The sequence below is a fragment of the Paenibacillus gansuensis genome, from assembly GCF_042684925.1.
GTDB classification, from domain to species: Bacteria; Bacillota; Bacilli; order Paenibacillales; family DY6; genus Paenibacillus_N; species Paenibacillus_N gansuensis.
Window position 1 is genome coordinate 432229 of record NZ_JBHUME010000005.1, and the last position, 14857, is coordinate 447085.

A 14857-nucleotide genomic window follows, 5' to 3' on the forward strand; every position below is an offset into this window, starting at 1 on the left:
TATGGCTAGGTAGTTTGAACTAATAGAAAGCAGGCAGGTGGATAGCTTGTTCCCAAGAATAAGTCAAATTTTACATATACAAGTTGCCTCTTTGGATGAAGAGGAATCCAGACAGGAATACAAAACAAGAGTTTCTGACATCCATGACAATTACATCTCCATAGAGATTCCCATGAACGAAGCTACGGGCAGGCTGAAGAAGCTGTATATCGGAGATGACCTTTCGGTCGTATTCATTACGGAAGGCGGGGTCAAGAATTACTTCAACTCCTATGTGCTCGGTTTCAAAGAAGACGGGATCAGACAAGTCATTATAAAGAAGCCGGATATGGATGCCATATCCAAAATTCAACGAAGAAGCTTTCTGCGTATTCAGGCACAGCTTGAGATTGCGGTCCACCTTTCCGGAGGAGTCCGCTTTCTGGCTTTGACTGATGATGTCGGCGGAGGCGGAATCTCATTCCTTTGCGACCCTCAGTGGCCATTAAAGATGGGAGGACGATTGAGCTGCTGGCTGCTCATTCCGTACAAGAACGGAACCGTGGAGCATGCCAACTTTACGGCCGAAATCGTCAGAGTAAAACCGCTCGAAACAGGCAAGCAGCTGATTATGCTTAAATTTATTGAAATATCGGATACTGAACGCCAGCGTATTATCCGGTATTGCTTTGAGAGGCAGCTGGATTTTCGCAAAAAATAATCCATATCGATGAATGCCGTTACAGCCTCCAGGACATACTACCCGCAAAAAGAGAGGTTAGGTGTCCTGATGAGCAGCCGTAATTCCAAGCCGTCATATGAGCAGCTGTTTCTACTATTTTCGGACAAGGTAGAGTTGTGGTTGAAGAGAGTTGTGCTACTTTTGATCGCTCTATTGATAACAGCTCAGGCCCTTTTGCAGATTCCGCAGCTTCGCAAGCATCTTTCAGAAGTTGACAGGTTGGAAGGGGACCCCTTCCCTATTAGTAAGATATCGCAGTAAAGACTGACGAACTATGCAAAACAGGCTGTCATGTGATATAATTTTAACGCTTGCAGGCGGCGCCTGCTTTTTTCATTGTTAAGACAAAACAACCTTTTACATATGTAGTCATGCTGGGAGGAAGCTTTAGTTTGGAAACGCAACATCATGATCCCAAAATTAATATTGCCATCGACGGCCCTGCGGGGGCGGGCAAGAGCACTGTCGCACGATTAGTAGCTGAGAAAATGGGCTATATTTACGTAGATACCGGTGCGATGTACCGTGCCGTCACGTTGAAGGCACTCGAATCCGGCCTGAAAGATGGACCGCCGGAAGCGATCTCGGCATTAGCCAGAGGCTTACAGATCGGATTGGTTCCCGCTAAGGATGGCCAACGGGTGTCAGTTAATGGAGACGACGTAACTGACCTTATCCGTTCCATAGAAGTAAACCGGACCGTATCTATGGTGGCTCAAATAGAAGATGTCCGTAAGCTGCTCGTTGACAAGCAGCAGCACATGGCTGCTTCCAAGGGAGTAGTCATGGACGGGAGGGACATCGGTACGCAAGTACTCCCGGATGCGGAAGTGAAAGTGTTTCTGACCGCAAGTGCGCGTATGCGTGCAGAACGCAGATATAAGGAAATGGACGGAACGGCGATGACGCTAGACGAGCTGGAGCTGGATATCCAGCGCCGTGACCGAATGGATGCGGAGAGAGAAGTATCCCCTTTGATGCGTGCGGATGACGCTGTATTGATTGACAGTACTCAACTCAGTATTCACCAAGTGGTAGATCATATTATTGATTTGTGCAAGGAACAAATCGGCAAGGAGATCACTTGACATGCTGTACACCGTACTGAAGAATATCTTTTATGTATTATTTAAATTATTATTTCGTCTTGAAATTACAGGGACTTCGAACGTGCCTTCTGAGGGCCCGGTCATACTTTGCGCAAATCATACCAGTAACATGGACCCGCCCCTTCTGGGAACGCCGCTACGGCGTAAAGTTCATTATCTCGCAAAAGCCGAGCTGTTCGAGAATCCTCTTCTGAGCTGGGCGCTTCCCAAGCTTGGAGCGATTCCGATCAAGCGTGGCGGCGTTGCGAAGGATGCCATCAGAGCCGGTTTTCAGGTGCTGAAGGAAGATAAGATGATGGGTATTTTTCCGGAAGGGACACGAAAGAGCGACAGCAATGCAGCCAAGAAAGGCGCGGCGATGTTTGCACTGCGCAGCGGAGCAACCGTTGTTCCTGTGGCTATTGTAGGCAATTACAGACTCTTTCGTAAGATGAAAATTGTATACGGCTCACCTGTTGATTTGACGGAGTTTCAAGACGGCGGAGCCGATGTCCTGGATCAGGTAACAGATAAGATTATGGCCCGCATCAGGGAAATGATCAGGTCGAATCAATAACTTTCCTAATCATCCATGTATGGAAAACAAATATTGGAAAGATACTACATCTACGCTGATTTACACTCTGCGTCCTTGTGGGCGCGGGTTAAATACATTATAGTTAAACACATGAAGCCCTTATATATGTTATGGGTAGCGAATTGAAGGAGGTTGTTTACAATGACAGAAGAAATCAAAGATCAGGAAACAACAGGAGCAGAGAACACCGCTGCAGAGAACGGGGAAATGACCGAGCAGCAAATGACGGATATGGTTTCCCTTAAGAAGGGCGATACCGTTAAAGGTACCATCGTAAAAATTGAGGACAACCAAGCTTATGTTGATATAAGCTACAAATATGACGGAGTGATTCCTGTGAAGGAATTGTCGTCTCTGCAATCCGACAACGCCGGTGAGCTTGTTCAAATCGGCCAGGAAGTAGAATGCAAAGTAGTAAGCATCAACGATAACAAAGAATCTCTTATCCTATCCAAACGCGCGATTGACAGCGAGAACGCATGGGAAGGCCTTCAAGAGAAATTGGACAGCCAGGAAGTATTTGAAGTGAAAGTGGCCGACGTAGTAAAAGGCGGTCTTGTCGTAGATCTTGGATTGCGCGCTTTCATTCCGGCTTCAATGGTAGAACGCCATTTCGTAGAAGATTTCAGCGACTACAAAGGCCGTACACTTCGCGTCGTTGTAAAGGAGCTGGACCGCGAGAACAAGAAAGTGATCCTTTCCCAAAAGGATGTGCTTGATCGCGAATTTGAAGCGAATAAACAGGATATCGTAGGCAAGCTGGAAGTCGGACAAGAAATCGAAGGAACGGTTCAACGCCTGACTCCATTTGGAGCATTTGTAGATATCGGCGGTGTAGACGGTCTGGTTCACATCTCCGAGCTTTCCTGGACTCACGTAGCACAGCCTTCCGACGTGGTGAACGTTGGCGACAAGGTTCGCGTGAAAGTATTGAAGCTGGATCCGGCTGCAGGCAAAATCAGCCTGAGCATTAAAGCAGCACAACCAGGTCCTTGGGAAACGGCGGCTAACGACTTCAATATCGGAGATATCATTACAGGAACCGTGAAGCGCCTGGCTTCTTTTGGTGCTTTCGTTGAAGTGGCTCCGGGCGTAGAAGGCCTTGTACACATTTCGCAGATCTCCCACAAACACATTGGTACTCCTCATGAAGTTCTGAAAGAGGGCCAGGAAGTGCAAGTGAAAGTTCTTGATAAGAACTTGGACGAGAAGCGTATTTCCTTAAGCATTAAAGAAACGGAAGAGGCACCTGCTCAGTCCGAAACGGAAGAAAGAGCGGCTCGCCCTGCCAGATCCAGAGAACGTGCTCCGAAAGTCGAAAAAATCGACAACCCTAACGTTTCCCTAAGCAATGAAGGATTAAGCTTTACTTTAGCGGAGCGTTTCGGCGACAAACTAAACAAATTCAAAAAATAATCGATTTCTTACTGCAACGGCAGCCCCTCAGGGCTGCCGTTTTTCATTGTGTAAAAGCCGGAGTAAAGATGGCTGTTGATACAAAGAATAGGATGTAACGAGGTGATTTCCTATGAATCCAGGTTACATTGCATTATTATGCTGCAGCATCGTATTCATCTTATGTGCCAGCGGATGGAAAGACGTATTGTTTCGGGGAGTACGGCACCGGACTATCCTAATGTTCTTTACGATTGGATTGCCTTCCGTTTTTATAAATTGGGATGTAAGCGGCCAGGTTAAAATTAACGGAGGTTTTGTTTTTCTGCTTATATGCACCGCAGCTGTCTTGTTTCGTATCAACGGCCGGATGCTGTTCGTCCAGACGGTTACGGCCTCCGTACTGTTAGGCTCGGTTCTAGCTTTTGTAGAACGGATGAGCGAGGCAAGCCCGGTCATGATCCTGTACATCCCGGTTTGGGAGCAGGTATTGCTGCTGGGTTTGATCAACGGGCTTTTCTTCAGGGATACTTTCCTGCAGGTTGCCGCCATTACGCTGCAAGTTGCTTTTGCAGTTGTAATCGTTCAGTTTCTGCAGGCTCCGAATAATGGGTGGCACTTAGGAATGCCCGGTTTTTACGACCGATGGTGTCTGCTGTTTACAATAGCAAGAGGCGCCTCAGTTTGTTGGGAATTTGGCGAAAAATTTATCGGGAACAGCTGGCTGGTACAACGAATGAAAGAAAGAGGGTGGAGAAAATGACGCATTTTGACTACTATTACGATACGCGTTACACATTGGGGATCTGCATCGGCATTGCATTCGGATTTATTGCGAGGTTGCTGATGATGAGAACGGATTACAGGCAATATCCTACATACCCCCATGGCAAAATAATTCACTTGTCTCTAGGCGTTATTGCAGCAAGCTTAGGAGCCGTTGCCGTGCCATCTTTTCTAAATAAAGACTATACGGCTGTTACTTTTCTAACTCTTGCCGCGCAGCAATTCAGGGATGTAAGGAATATGGAGAGGCAAACGTTAACGAAGGTAGACGAAAGCGAGCTTGTTAAGCGGGGGGATGCCTATATAGAGGGAATTGCCATGGTATTTGAAGGGCGAAACTATCTTGTCATTTTCTGTGCATTCATAGCCTCGCTGATTACCATTTTAACAAACGGCATTTTCGGAGCAGCCGCCGGGCTTTTATCTTGGTTTATAGTTGAGCGCTTCAAATCAGGTAAACATATTACTGATATTGCAAAAGCCTCTATTGCTGAAGTAAGAGTCGACGGTCCGGATTTGTATGTGGACGATATTTTCATTATGAATGTCGGACTGGAAGAGTCACAAGACCTGATCCGAAAACATGGTATGGGGATCGTGCTTACGCCTGTAAACCGGAATGCCATAGTTACGCTGGCACATCCCGGACAGCGGCAGGCTATATTGCATGACTTATCTACAATGTTAGGGGTATACAAGGATACGGGGGAACCGTCGCTGACACCTCTGGCGAAACTTGACATGGACGACGGCCGCCTTGGCGTGTTTTTTCTGCCATTGGACAACACTCCTGAAACAGCACTCAAAGTAATCGCAAGGGTGCCGATGCTGGAGAATGCGGTCAGAATTCCTTCGGAAGCAAAAAGAAAGATGAAGGGCGGTGCAGCATGACCGAGATTTTAGCCGTAGTTACCTCAGAGGAGGGGAAGGCCGGCGGAGGGCTTCCGATCTTTTATGCAGACTCTCCGGAAGAGCTTCAGCGGCTCTCCCGTTCCTTAGAAAAAATACTGAATGCAATGGCCCATGATTTAAAGAACGGAACGATGATCCTGGTGAAACGCTGACAAACAATTAGCCAAGGCAGTAGATTTTTGCTATGATGGTAAACGTGAAACAAGAATAGGGAGTGAATGTATGGCAAGACCGATTGTTGCTATTGTGGGACGTCCTAACGTCGGGAAATCAACGATTTTCAACAGGATCATAGGCGACCGTTTAGCTATCGTGGAAGATAAGCCGGGGATAACCAGGGATCGAATTTATGGAACCGCGGAATGGAACAATATCGCATTTAGTATTATAGATACGGGCGGTATAGAAATAGACGACGAAGATTTTATTCTAAAGTCGATACGTGCACAGGCGGAGCTGGCTATTGAGGAAGCGGATGCCATTGTATTTATGGTGGATGCGAAAGCAGGACTGACACCAGCTGATCAGGAGGTAGCCGAATTGTTGTTCCGTTCGCGCAAACCGGTCATCGTTGCCGTAAATAAAGTCGACAACATTCAGCGGCAGGAAGATGTGTACGAGTTTTACTCCCTTGGTTTCGGTACGCCGATTGGGATTTCAGGCTCGCATGGACTTGGCATAGGCGACCTGCTGGATACAGTAGTAGAAAACCTGCCGGAGAAAGAAGACGTGGATTATGGGGAAGATGTCATTCGCGTCGCTTTGATCGGACGGCCGAATGTAGGGAAATCCTCTCTGGTGAACGCCATCTTGGGCGAGGAACGCGTCATTGTGAGCGATGTGGCCGGAACTACGCGCGACGCCATCGACACCCCGTTTGAGAAAGACGGGCAGAAGTACGTGCTCATTGATACCGCAGGCATCCGGAAACGGGGCAAAGTGTACGAAACGACCGAGAAATACAGTGTCATGCGGTCCATGAAGGCCATTGAGCGGGCAGATGTCGTTCTTGTGCTGATCAATGCTGAAGAAGGCATTATCGATCAGGATAAGCATGTGGCAGGTTATGCACATGAAGCAGGCAAAGCCTCGATATTCGTTGTTAACAAGTGGGACGCCGTTGAGAAAGACGAGAAGACCATGCAGAATTTCACTCAAACGATCCGCGACCACTTTCTGTATATGTCATACGCACCGATCGTATTCTTATCGGCTCTTACCAAACAACGTCTTCAGAAACTGCTTCCTGTCGTGAATCATGTATCCGAACAGCACGCACTGCGGATTCAGACGCATGTATTGAACGATGTAGTATTGGATGCGGTTGCGATTAATCCTCCGCCGTCAGACAAAGGCAAGAGGTTGAAAATTTCTTATGCAACCCAAGTTGCTGTGAAGCCGCCGACCTTTGTGTTCTTCGTAAATGAACCGGAGCTGATGCATTTCTCGTACGAACGGTATCTGGAGAACAAAATTCGTGCCGCTTTCGATTTCGAGGGGACGCCGGTCCGTTTGTTAAGCCGCCGCAAATCCGAAAGTGAATAGGGGAGAAGGACTTGCTGAACGCCATTCTAATTCTGCTCAGCTATTTACTGGGCTCAATCAGTTTTAGCTTTATCATCGGCAAGACCGTGAAAGGCATTGATATCCGGGAATACGGGAGCGGCAATGCAGGAGCAACCAACACGCTGCGTGTTCTGGGAAAAGGACCCGCCGTATTGGTTCTTGCACTGGACATCGTAAAGGGAATTGCGGCCGTTTGGGCTGCTCGGGCGCTGGCCCCCGACTTGATCTGGGTCCATGTGTTGTGCGGAATTGCTGTAATCATCGGACATAACTGGCCAGTTTTCTTCGGATTCCGGGGAGGTAAGGGGATTGCTACGACGATTGGCGTCATGGCCACCCTAAGCCTCCTGCCGGCGCTTTGCGCCGGAATTATTGCATTGGTCCTTGTTGCTCTTACTAGATTTGTTTCCTTAGGCTCGCTAGTTTTTACTGCTCTGCTTCCCGTTTTTCTAGTCCTATGGGGCAAGCCTGAAGAGATCATTTATACCAGTCTCCTTGTTTGCGCCTTTGCGTTTTACAGGCACAGGACGAATATCGTGAAGCTTCTGCAAGGCAAAGAAAACAAGCTGGGTGCATCACGGAAGTAACGCAAGGAGGTACATAACGATGTCGATAACCAAAGCCAAGGCAGCTGTCCTGGTTGCAGGAAGCTGGGGCACTGCACTAGCTTCTGTACTGGCGGGAAATGATCTTGATACGGTGCTGTGGTCGAGGAGCAAAGATCATGCCGACGAGCTGAATGCCAGCCGAATGAATGCCAAATACTTGCCCGGCGTTCTGTTGCCTGAGGGACTGAGAGCAACATCGTCCATAGAAGAAGCTGTAGGCGGAGCCCATGCGGTAGTTTTTGTGGCCCCTTCTTCCGCCATGAGGGAAGTAGCGAGGCTTGCGGCACCATACATAACGAATGAAACGCTTATTATTCATGCCACGAAGGGATTTGAGATCGAGAACGATACCCTTAAGCGGATGAGCACTGTTATCGCGGAAGAGCTCAACCGGAACGAAGAGGAGATCGTTGTCCTTTCCGGCCCAAGCCATGCGGAAGAAGTGGTCAGCAAATGCCCGACCACGGTTGTTACTGCGTGCCGCATTACGGAAGCTGCTGAGCGTGCCCAGGATTTGTTTATAAGCCCTTATTTCCGCGTATATACAAATCCGGATGCCATCGGTGTGGAAGTCAGCGGAGCGCTGAAGAATATTATTGCGCTGGGTGCGGGACTGTCGGATGGACTGAAATTCGGAGATAACGCTAAAGCTGCATTGCTTACACGCGGTCTTGCAGAAATTGCAAGAATGGGAACCGCAATGGGAGCCAATCCGTTAACGTTTGCGGGTCTGGCGGGCGTAGGCGATCTTGTTGTTACCTGTACCAGTACACACAGCCGGAACTGGCGGGCCGGTTCCTTGCTAGCGCAAGGGAAAGCGCTGGATGAAGTGCTCCAGACGATGGGGATGGTCGTTGAAGGGATAAGGACTACGAAAGCGGCACACACCCTTGCGGCACAATATAACGTCGAGATGCCGATTACAGAACAGTTGTACCATGTCCTGTTTGAGAACAAATCCCCGAAGCTGGCCGTAGAGGCGCTGATGGGACGAGGCAGAACGAATGAGATCGAGGAGATTGCCAAAACAACCAAGGAAAACTGGCTCCTCTAGTAATGCTGCTGCGCCTACACCAATTTTGTCCTTTCCTCATAACATATTCCAGGATGCTATGAGGAGGGATGATGGAATTGTCCAAAGATATCTCTAAAGAAGTGCTGAAGACAGTAAAGAATAAAACCGGTAAATCGATATCCCCGAACCAGATTAATAAACTTGCAAGCGGCGTAAAGCCTTCCACGGTAACGGATGAAGCGGAACTGCGCCAGTTAATTAAACAAGTTTCGGCGATGGCCAAAGTGCCGGTATCGGAATCCACGATTAACGATATTGTCAAAGCGGTAAAGTCCAGCGGACTAAATCCGAACAATATGGAAACGCTAATGAAAATGATGATGAAAAAATAACAATTTCAAGAACAAAAGCCCCCGGCTTTTGTTCTTTTTGTGCTGCAATGATATAATCAAAGTTAGCTTTTTTTGGCTTGCTAATTCTATGAATAATGGATGGGGTTTGGGAGATGGACGCCGGGGACAAAGAATTAATGTCATTTATGGGCATTGGCCTGATGCTGCTAGCAGCTGGTTTGGTTACGTTTGCAAGAGTGAAAACTCGAGGCTGGATTAAGATGATTATATCTGTGATTGCATTTTTCATGCTTCTGTTAGGGTTCTTTTACGGTATGTTGGCAATTTTATAAATGAACTGAAACACTCGTTGTTAAGAAAGGAAAGATTGGAACATGCTGCTGCTAAAAGGGAAGTCCGCTGAGAAACAAGTGGAGGAAGTGACCGGACTCAGTATTTTGGATTTGGCGTTAAAACATGAGGTGGAATGGGGCTTCTCCTGTACGAGAGGAACCTGCGCCAGATGTCGATGCCTTATCACGGAAGGAATGGAGTTCCTTAATGAACCGACGGATGCTGAGTGGGACCGTTTGGATGAGGAAGAACTGAAAGAAGGGTTCCGGTTAGGATGCCAGGCCGTTGTGAAGAAGAACGGAAACATCACAGCTGAGAATAAAACGTATTTCTAGTGAGGTCGAACATGGGCTATGAACAGCGAGAATTAGAAGCGGCATGGGAGGCTTTGAGCCATGTTTCCAGGCTGTTGGAGCCGCTTAGTCCCAATTGGCTCGTAGGGGGCAGCTGCGGGCTTCTGCTGCAGGGCGTCCCGATTGGAAGGCCTCCGCGGGATATTGACATCTATGTGGATGAAATACATACGGCAGCCGCTGCTTTCTGCTTAAAGGAATTCGCTACGGATCAGCTTCAGTACAATGAAACAGACATATACAGTTCACATTTGAGCCACTATGAGCTGAGCGGAATTTCGGTGGAGTTAGTCGGGGGCTTTGTAGTTCGTTCGATGAATTCCCGTTATGAAGTCAACGTGAGCGCCCGGTTGTCGCCGGTATCGGAAGAAGCGGTGATTAAGCAAGTGAAATTCCACTTAATGCCGCTGCCGCATGAATTCGTATTTAACGTGCTGAGGGAACGAATGGACCGGGTCCAGGCAATAGCGTCACGTATGGGCGCCGAGCCCGATAAATACAGGCCTGTTTTGTCATCAATAATAAAGGAAAATACGATTTCCGATGAGGCCAAACAGGTGATGAAGCTGGCACTTGGCGATGCCGGGGGAGCGTGGGCTGCATGCTGGTAGAAGTGACTTTTCTGCCTGATCAGAAGAAAGTGAAAGTCCGTCCGGGAACGACTCTGCTGGATGCTGCCCGTAAGGCTAAGGTGCATATCCGCACCCGCTGCGGGGGAAAGGCGGCTTGCCTGATGTGTAAAGTGACCGTTCCGGGAGGAGCAGGACTTCTTCCTATGAGCCGCAACGAATCGTTAAAGCTTGGCAGTCTCTCCGATACCGGCCAAAGGCTCTCATGCCAGGCGAAGGTCGCAGGCGATGTCACTGCCGAAGTGCCGGAAGATCCGCTAAAAGCTGCCATTCGCAGGCAGCTGGCACAGCAGCAGGAAGAGGATTTTTAGCTTACGATAAAGGAAGATGCAGATGAATACAGGTTTGATCCGTATAGCTGCGGTATTGGCGCTATTGATTCTTACAGTAAGCATAACAGGCTGTATGTACCCCGATGAACGACGGGGTGAGAACAATCCGGCGGCGGCAAAAGAATTTCTGGTTGTCGTTCAGAACGCAGTCAACGAATACCAGAAGGAAACGGGTCTGCTTCCGATCCAAAACAGCACGATGGATACCCCGTTATACGAGAAGTACGTTGTAGCCTTTAAACTGCTTCAGAATAGAGGGTTCTTAAGCAGTATTCCCGCCAACGCATTTGAGCGCGGCGGAACGAACTATTATATAGTGATTAACGAAGAAACGAATCCTGAAGTAAAGTTGATGGATCTAGTGTCCTATCAGCAAGCGGAGGCGGTCCAGAAAGCGGTGGACGACTACCGCGGCACCCATGGCGGAGTGCTGCCTGCTGCGTCTGAAGCAGCCAAGTCGTTCTATTGGATCGACTACAAACTGCTCGGAACAGATCCGCCTAAGGTGGTCAGTGTGTACACAGGACAGACGCTGAGCCTGATGATGCACGAAACGGGCCGGGTAGTGATCGACTATGCGCCCGATCTGATGCAGCTGGTTCAGAAACAGAAAATCCAGCCTATGCAAGGCAAGGATATGAGAGCACTGCTGGCCGAATCGTTTCCTCATGCGCCGGCCAAATCTTATCCTTACTTTTGGACACAAAAGGAACCGCGGGTTTCCGCAAAATAACATACGTATACGAATCCCTGAGGTCGTCACGGCCTTGGGGATTTTTTGCTATGAAAGGGTATATCGGGTTGCCGGAAGGCATATATCTCATGTGGGTAAGTTCTCTATCTCTATCGCGCAAACATAAGATTTTAGGAGACAACCGGAAAAATACTAGTCATAATCATGGGCTTTGTACATATGATGTTACTAGTCCGAATGAATGTACGAGTTCCGTCGCTGGCTTATGCGGCCAAGGCGATTGCCCCTGTAACTTAAGGAGCGCGGCGACACCTGCATCATTTCAAAAACCTTTTAGGAGGGAATCTCATTGGAAAAAGTGGATATTTTTAAAGACATCGCAGAGCGTACTGGTGGGGACATATATCTGGGAGTCGTCGGCGCTGTTCGTACGGGTAAATCAACGTTCATCAAACGTTTCATGGAAACCGTCGTTCTCCCGAGCATTCAGAATGAGTCCGACCGGATCCGTGCTATTGATGAGCTGCCACAAAGCGCGGCTGGCCGTACGATCATGACTACAGAACCGAAATTCGTTCCGAACAATGCCGTTCAAATCCGCGTAGCGGAGGGGCTGGATGTGAATGTCCGCCTGGTTGACTGCGTAGGCTATGCAGTGGAAGGCGCCAAAGGATACGAAGACGAGAACGGCCCGCGTATGATTTCGACGCCATGGTTCGATGAAGCGATTCCTTTCCAGGAAGCAGCCGAAATCGGTACACGCAAAGTCATTCAGGAGCACTCTACGCTGGGTGTGGTTGTAACAACCGACGGCACGATCGCCGAGATTCCGCGCCAATCCTATGTGGAGTCTGAGGAGCGGGTCATTGCCGAACTGAAAGAAGTCGGAAAACCGTTCGTTCTGATCATCAATTCGACAAAGCCCCGCGCAGAAGAAACCATTCAGCTGCGGAACGAGCTTGCCGCGAAGTACGACATCCCAGTAGTGACTACCAGCGCTGCTACTTTGTCTGAGGAAGAAGGATTATCCGTACTTCGTGAAGTCCTTTATGAGTTCCCTGTTCATGAAGTGAACGTCAACCTGCCGAGCTGGGTTATGGTTCTGGATGAGAATCACTGGCTCCGTTCGCAATTCGAAGCGTCCGTACGGGATACCGTTAAGGATATCCGCCGCTTGCGCGATGTGGACCGCGTAGTGGAGCAGTTCGCCCAATATGATTTCATCAGCCGTGCAGGACTTAGCGGCATGAACATGGGCCAAGGCGTAGCTGAGATCGACCTGTACGCACCGGATGAGCTGTACGATCAAATCCTCATGGAGGTGGTCGGCGTTGAAATTCGCGGCAAAGATCATCTGCTGCAGCTGATGCAGGAATTCAGCCATGCGAAACGGGAATATGACAGGTTCGCAGAAGCGCTGGAGATGGTCAAGACGACCGGCTACGGCATTGCGGCTCCTTCACTGGCGGAGATGGCTCTAGACGAGCCGGAACTAATCCGTCAAGGATCCAGGTTCGGGGTACGCCTGAAGGCAACGGCGCCGTCCATTCATATGATCCGGGTCGATGTGGAATCCGAGTTCGCCCCGATTATCGGCACGGAGAAGCAGAGCGAAGAGCTGGTGCGCTATCTGATGCAGGACTTCGAGAACGACCCGATCAAAATTTGGGAGTCCGACATTTTCGGAAGATCCCTGCATTCCATCGTCAGAGAAGGCATTCAAGGCAAAATCGCCCTTATGCCGGACAATGCGCGCTACAAGCTGCAGGAGACATTGGGGCGTATTATTAACGAAGGCTCCGGCGGTCTGATCGCGATCATTCTATAAAAACACTTAGACACCCTTTCATCCGAAGGGGTGTTTTTGCTGTCATTCCTGCAGAATTCGACCAACTTTTCGGGAATTGCCCGTAAAATATCATGTCAGGCACTTGAAATTGTCTTATCTCTGTTATACTATAAATCTGTTCCTTCACCGAAAAACGTGAAAAACACAGGTTTTATAAGGAAAATATCCCGTTTCTATGTATAATTTCGACGAAATCGGTTACACAGTAGGATAACAGGGTATCATCAGTCTTTGGGGGGAGGTGAATGGCATGAATAAATCTGAATTGATTACGAAAGTTGCAGAAACTACCGAGCTGTCCAAAAAGGATGTAACTAAAGCGGTAGACGCTGTGTTCGAGGCAATCTCCGAAGCTCTTTCCGGCGGGGATAAAGTGCAGCTGGTCGGATTCGGAAACTTTGAAGTTCGTGAACGTTCCGCTCGTAAGGGACGCAATCCGCAAACAGGTGAAGAAATCGAAATCCCGGCAAGCAAAGTACCTGCTTTCAAACCAGGTAAAGCGCTTAAAGACGGTATTAACTAAACCATTGTACATATCATACATGGAAGTTCCGGGCAAGAAACCGCGCAAGCGGTTTTTTGTTTGCCATTTCAGGATCATCATGAATAAACCGCCCTCTGCGAACAGAAGGCGGTCTCTTTACGTTAAGATCTGTATTTCCTGCGGATGCGGCCGTCCATGATAAAAGTTCCGAATGGCAGAAAAGCCGCTGCAAAAGCGCCGAGCACCGTCGTAATTTTCCAGCGGAGCTGTAAAGTAACAACTGCCAAAGCAATCATATAAAGAACGAACAGAAAGCCGTGCAGGCCCCCTACGACGGTTACCGCTTCCGGCCAGTCAGCCATATACTTCAGAGGCATAGCGATACCGAGCAGGACGAGAAAAGAGATTCCCTCGAAAATGCCAATATAACGAAAAGCGCGCAGTGATAACGAATGTGACATGTTTGTTTCCTCCTTTCCTTCATCCAGTGATATGTACAAGTATAATCCGAAATTTGATGCCACATGACGGGTTCCGCTCAAAATTCAGAAAAAAGTCACGAAGGCAGACATAGGATTGACAAAAATTAGGCCATCTTTTACAATCGTTTGTAAGAGCGGGGTATGGCGCAGCCTGGTAGCGCGCACCCTTGGGGTGGGTGAGGTCGCACGTTCGAATCGTGTTACTCCGATATCAGTTGTAGGTATAACGTCTCCTGATTCGTCAAGAATCGTCTGGGGACGTTTTTGCACGTTTGCGAGACATTGTCGTTATCAGAATTGCGTGATGGAATTTCCCAGTTTCTCAGTTTGTTCCGTTTCAGCTGCAAGTTGACATTGCATTTGTTTTGAAGCATCATAAAACGAAAGAACCATAGGAGGCTTGGGCTGATGGATAATACAAACAATGACTACTTTGTAGTAAAAGCCAAGGACAACGGCGTGCATGTAATCGGTCTGACACGGGGACAGGATACCCGTTTTCATCATACGGAAAAGCTGGACAAAGGGGAAGTGCTGATCGCCCAGTTTACAGATCATACGTCAGCAGTGAAGATCCGCGGCAAGGCGGTCATTATGACTAAGTACGGGATTGTAGACACAGAAGAATAATTTGCGGATGCAGGCATAGCCTGCATTTT

Annotated in this window: 20 protein-coding genes and 1 tRNA gene; 20 read left to right on the forward strand and 1 reads right to left on the reverse strand. The window is 48.5% G+C overall.

Annotation, left to right across the window (positions count from 1 at the left end):
• The first annotated feature begins 37 nt into the window (after positions 1 to 37).
• From ACFSUF_RS06070 to ACFSUF_RS06155, 18 genes are all read left to right on the forward strand, one after another.
• On the forward strand, positions 38 to 700 hold the full coding sequence (locus tag ACFSUF_RS06070; RefSeq protein WP_377601138.1) for a flagellar brake protein: 663 nt from the start codon (positions 38 to 40) through the stop codon (positions 698 to 700).
• Between the two features lie 413 nt (positions 701 to 1113).
• Positions 1114 to 1809, forward strand: coding sequence for a (d)CMP kinase (cmk, locus tag ACFSUF_RS06075; protein ID WP_377601140.1), 696 nt, complete (start codon positions 1114 to 1116; stop codon positions 1807 to 1809).
• Between the two features lies 1 nt (position 1810).
• Positions 1811 to 2386, forward strand: coding sequence for a lysophospholipid acyltransferase family protein (locus ACFSUF_RS06080; protein ID WP_377601142.1), 576 nt, complete (start codon positions 1811 to 1813; stop codon positions 2384 to 2386).
• A 162-nt stretch (positions 2387 to 2548) separates the two neighbouring features.
• Positions 2549 to 3823, forward strand: coding sequence for a 30S ribosomal protein S1 (rpsA, locus tag ACFSUF_RS06085; RefSeq protein ID WP_377601144.1), 1275 nt, complete (start codon positions 2549 to 2551; stop codon positions 3821 to 3823).
• 112 nt (positions 3824 to 3935) lie between these two features.
• Positions 3936 to 4565, forward strand: a complete 630-nt coding sequence (locus ACFSUF_RS06090; protein WP_377601146.1) for a hypothetical protein — start codon at positions 3936 to 3938, stop codon at positions 4563 to 4565.
• The gene (locus ACFSUF_RS06095) at positions 4562 to 5479 is read left to right on the forward strand and encodes a YIEGIA family protein (RefSeq protein ID WP_377601148.1); all 918 of its coding nucleotides are present in this window, start codon (positions 4562 to 4564) and stop codon (positions 5477 to 5479) included. The genes ACFSUF_RS06090 and ACFSUF_RS06095 overlap by 4 nt, the downstream gene beginning before the upstream one ends.
• Positions 5476 to 5652, forward strand: a complete 177-nt coding sequence (locus tag ACFSUF_RS06100) for a capping complex subunit for YIEGIA (protein ID WP_377601150.1) — start codon at positions 5476 to 5478, stop codon at positions 5650 to 5652. The genes ACFSUF_RS06095 and ACFSUF_RS06100 overlap by 4 nt, the downstream gene beginning before the upstream one ends.
• Positions 5653 to 5722: 70 nt before the next feature.
• Complete coding sequence (der, locus tag ACFSUF_RS06105) at positions 5723 to 7045, forward strand: ribosome biogenesis GTPase Der (protein WP_377601152.1); 1323 nt, start codon at positions 5723 to 5725, stop codon at positions 7043 to 7045.
• An 11-nt stretch (positions 7046 to 7056) separates the two neighbouring features.
• On the forward strand, positions 7057 to 7653 hold the full coding sequence (plsY, locus tag ACFSUF_RS06110) for a glycerol-3-phosphate 1-O-acyltransferase PlsY (protein ID WP_377601155.1): 597 nt from the start codon (positions 7057 to 7059) through the stop codon (positions 7651 to 7653).
• Between the two features lie 19 nt (positions 7654 to 7672).
• A complete protein-coding gene (locus tag ACFSUF_RS06115) occupies positions 7673 to 8728 on the forward strand; it encodes an NAD(P)H-dependent glycerol-3-phosphate dehydrogenase (protein WP_377601157.1) in 1056 nt (351 codons plus the stop codon).
• 77 nt (positions 8729 to 8805) lie between these two features.
• Positions 8806 to 9081 (forward strand): stage VI sporulation protein F, encoded by a 276-nt coding sequence (locus tag ACFSUF_RS06120; protein WP_377601159.1) that lies wholly within the window; start codon positions 8806 to 8808, stop codon positions 9079 to 9081.
• Between the two features lie 113 nt (positions 9082 to 9194).
• Positions 9195 to 9374 (forward strand): DUF2768 family protein, encoded by a 180-nt coding sequence (locus ACFSUF_RS06125; RefSeq protein WP_377601161.1) that lies wholly within the window; start codon positions 9195 to 9197, stop codon positions 9372 to 9374.
• 42 nt (positions 9375 to 9416) lie between these two features.
• Positions 9417 to 9710 carry a 2Fe-2S iron-sulfur cluster-binding protein gene (locus ACFSUF_RS06130; RefSeq protein ID WP_377601163.1) on the forward strand — a complete coding sequence of 98 codons (294 nt, stop codon included), beginning with the start codon at positions 9417 to 9419 and terminating at the stop codon, positions 9708 to 9710.
• An 11-nt stretch (positions 9711 to 9721) separates the two neighbouring features.
• A complete protein-coding gene (locus ACFSUF_RS06135) occupies positions 9722 to 10339 on the forward strand; it encodes a nucleotidyltransferase domain-containing protein (RefSeq protein ID WP_377601165.1) in 618 nt (205 codons plus the stop codon).
• Entirely contained in the window at positions 10330 to 10668 is a 339-nt protein-coding gene (locus ACFSUF_RS06140) for a 2Fe-2S iron-sulfur cluster-binding protein (RefSeq protein WP_377601167.1), read from the forward strand. Before ACFSUF_RS06135 ends, ACFSUF_RS06140 begins: the two co-directional genes overlap by 10 nt.
• Positions 10669 to 10690: 22 nt before the next feature.
• Positions 10691 to 11422: a hypothetical protein gene (locus ACFSUF_RS06145; RefSeq protein ID WP_377601169.1), complete on the forward strand. Its 732-nt coding sequence runs from the start codon at positions 10691 to 10693 to the stop codon at positions 11420 to 11422.
• Between the two features lie 310 nt (positions 11423 to 11732).
• The gene (gene spoIVA, locus ACFSUF_RS06150; RefSeq protein WP_377601171.1) at positions 11733 to 13211 is read left to right on the forward strand and encodes a stage IV sporulation protein A; all 1479 of its coding nucleotides are present in this window, start codon (positions 11733 to 11735) and stop codon (positions 13209 to 13211) included.
• 271 nt (positions 13212 to 13482) lie between these two features.
• A complete protein-coding gene (locus ACFSUF_RS06155) occupies positions 13483 to 13755 on the forward strand; it encodes an HU family DNA-binding protein (protein ID WP_377601173.1) in 273 nt (90 codons plus the stop codon).
• A 122-nt stretch (positions 13756 to 13877) separates the two neighbouring features.
• Here the strand turns inward: ACFSUF_RS06155 and ACFSUF_RS06160 are convergent, their stop codons facing one another.
• On the reverse strand, positions 13878 to 14177 hold the full coding sequence (locus ACFSUF_RS06160) for a DUF3817 domain-containing protein (protein ID WP_377601175.1): 300 nt from the start codon (positions 14175 to 14177) through the stop codon (positions 13878 to 13880).
• A 156-nt stretch (positions 14178 to 14333) separates the two neighbouring features.
• Here ACFSUF_RS06160 and ACFSUF_RS06165 point away from each other — a divergent pair.
• Both ACFSUF_RS06165 and mtrB read left to right on the forward strand, forming a co-directional pair.
• Positions 14334 to 14407, forward strand: a tRNA-Pro gene (locus ACFSUF_RS06165).
• Between the two features lie 199 nt (positions 14408 to 14606).
• On the forward strand, positions 14607 to 14828 hold the full coding sequence (mtrB, locus tag ACFSUF_RS06170; protein WP_377601177.1) for a trp RNA-binding attenuation protein MtrB: 222 nt from the start codon (positions 14607 to 14609) through the stop codon (positions 14826 to 14828).
• Positions 14829 to 14857: the final 29 nt, after the last annotated feature.

Excerpts from the sequence above, each read along its gene's own strand:
- ACFSUF_RS06080 (WP_377601142.1), top strand. The coding sequence starts at position 1,811 with ATGCTGTACACCGTACTGAAGAATATCTTTTATGTATTATTTAAATTA.
- rpsA (WP_377601144.1), top strand. The coding sequence starts at position 2,549 with ATGACAGAAGAAATCAAAGATCAGGAAACAACAGGAGCAGAGAACACC.
- ACFSUF_RS06090 (WP_377601146.1), top strand. The coding sequence starts at position 3,936 with ATGAATCCAGGTTACATTGCATTATTATGCTGCAGCATCGTATTCATC.
- ACFSUF_RS06095 (WP_377601148.1), top strand. The coding sequence starts at position 4,562 with ATGACGCATTTTGACTACTATTACGATACGCGTTACACATTGGGGATC.
- ACFSUF_RS06100 (WP_377601150.1), top strand. The coding sequence starts at position 5,476 with ATGACCGAGATTTTAGCCGTAGTTACCTCAGAGGAGGGGAAGGCCGGC.
- der (WP_377601152.1), top strand. The coding sequence starts at position 5,723 with ATGGCAAGACCGATTGTTGCTATTGTGGGACGTCCTAACGTCGGGAAA.
- ACFSUF_RS06115 (WP_377601157.1), top strand. The coding sequence starts at position 7,673 with ATGTCGATAACCAAAGCCAAGGCAGCTGTCCTGGTTGCAGGAAGCTGG.
- ACFSUF_RS06125 (WP_377601161.1), top strand. The coding sequence starts at position 9,195 with ATGGACGCCGGGGACAAAGAATTAATGTCATTTATGGGCATTGGCCTG.
- ACFSUF_RS06130 (WP_377601163.1), top strand. The coding sequence starts at position 9,417 with ATGCTGCTGCTAAAAGGGAAGTCCGCTGAGAAACAAGTGGAGGAAGTG.
- ACFSUF_RS06135 (WP_377601165.1), top strand. The coding sequence starts at position 9,722 with ATGGGCTATGAACAGCGAGAATTAGAAGCGGCATGGGAGGCTTTGAGC.
- ACFSUF_RS06140 (WP_377601167.1), top strand. The coding sequence starts at position 10,330 with ATGCTGGTAGAAGTGACTTTTCTGCCTGATCAGAAGAAAGTGAAAGTC.
- ACFSUF_RS06145 (WP_377601169.1), top strand. The coding sequence starts at position 10,691 with ATGAATACAGGTTTGATCCGTATAGCTGCGGTATTGGCGCTATTGATT.
- ACFSUF_RS06155 (WP_377601173.1), top strand. The coding sequence starts at position 13,483 with ATGAATAAATCTGAATTGATTACGAAAGTTGCAGAAACTACCGAGCTG.
- ACFSUF_RS06160 (WP_377601175.1), bottom strand. The coding sequence starts at position 14,177 with ATGTCACATTCGTTATCACTGCGCGCTTTTCGTTATATTGGCATTTTC.
- mtrB (WP_377601177.1), top strand. The coding sequence starts at position 14,607 with ATGGATAATACAAACAATGACTACTTTGTAGTAAAAGCCAAGGACAAC.